1 protein-coding gene and 1 pseudogene are annotated in these 792 nt (G+C 65.2%); both read left to right on the top strand.

The genetic code is table 11. The features are described 5' to 3' along the window. Positions 1 to 66: 66 nt before the first annotated feature. Entirely contained in the window at positions 67 to 372 is a 306-nt protein-coding gene (locus N5K27_RS29000; protein ID WP_279821041.1) for a hypothetical protein, read from the top strand. Positions 373 to 471: 99 nt separating this feature from the next. Beyond that, positions 472 to 792, top strand: a pseudogene (locus N5K27_RS28995) (DEAD/DEAH box helicase); the annotation flags it as partial.

Raw genomic sequence — 792 nt, 5'->3', positions numbered from 1 at the left:
GCCCACCGGGGCCACATTGCCCCCGATGGGGTGCCGTGGCCCCTTCTTCCAGAAGGAGAAACCACCATGGCACTCGCAATCCTCAACCTCGCGTCACAAGCACGCTTTTCGCCCGGGCAGGTGGTCATGACCGCCGGCGTCGACGAGCTGGTCCGACAGGGCCGGCTCAACCCCTCGCCGTACCTGCGCCGCCATCTTCATGGCGATTGGGGCGACCTGGACGACAGCGATCGACGGCAGAACGACGCCGCGCTGCAATCCGGTGAGGATCGTCTGTTCTCGTCCTACCAGGTCACGCGCGACCTGAAGCTCTGGATCATCACCGAATGGGATCGCAGCGTCACCACGCTGCTGTTGCCCAGCGAATACTGATCCGCATCCAGCGGCCTCGTGCCGCTTCTTTCTTCCCACCCAGGGGCATGTCACCGCCCCGTGGGGGAGGTGCATGCCTCATTTTTTTGGAGCATCACCATGTCCCTCGATCTCGAAACCGCTGTGCAGGGCGACCTGCTCGAAGCGGCCGCTTCACCCCTCACGCTCAGCCTGCAGGACTTCGTGTCCGAGTTCGGCGACGAGCTGCTCGACTCGCTCAACCGCGCCAATCCTCCGGTCTACACCGGCCAAGTGCGGGGGCATCGGCAACTGATCCTCGCCGCGCTCAAGCGCAAGCTGTTCCCCGCGCAAGCCGATGTGGTCCACGCCGTCACCGAGCTGTTGGTCGATCGCGGCGAACGCGCCGCGATCGTCAATGGCGAGATGGGCTGCGGCAAGACGACCGTCGGCATCGCCACG

It is taken from the genome of Pigmentiphaga sp. GD03639 (genome assembly GCF_029845405.1).
Lineage (GTDB): Bacteria > Pseudomonadota > Gammaproteobacteria > Burkholderiales > Burkholderiaceae_B > Pigmentiphaga > Pigmentiphaga daeguensis.
Note: the sequence above shows the minus strand (reverse complement) of the source record. Positions and strands in the feature narration are given on the sequence as shown.

Excerpts from the sequence above, each read along its gene's own strand:
- N5K27_RS29000 (WP_279821041.1), top strand. The coding sequence starts at position 67 with ATGGCACTCGCAATCCTCAACCTCGCGTCACAAGCACGCTTTTCGCCC.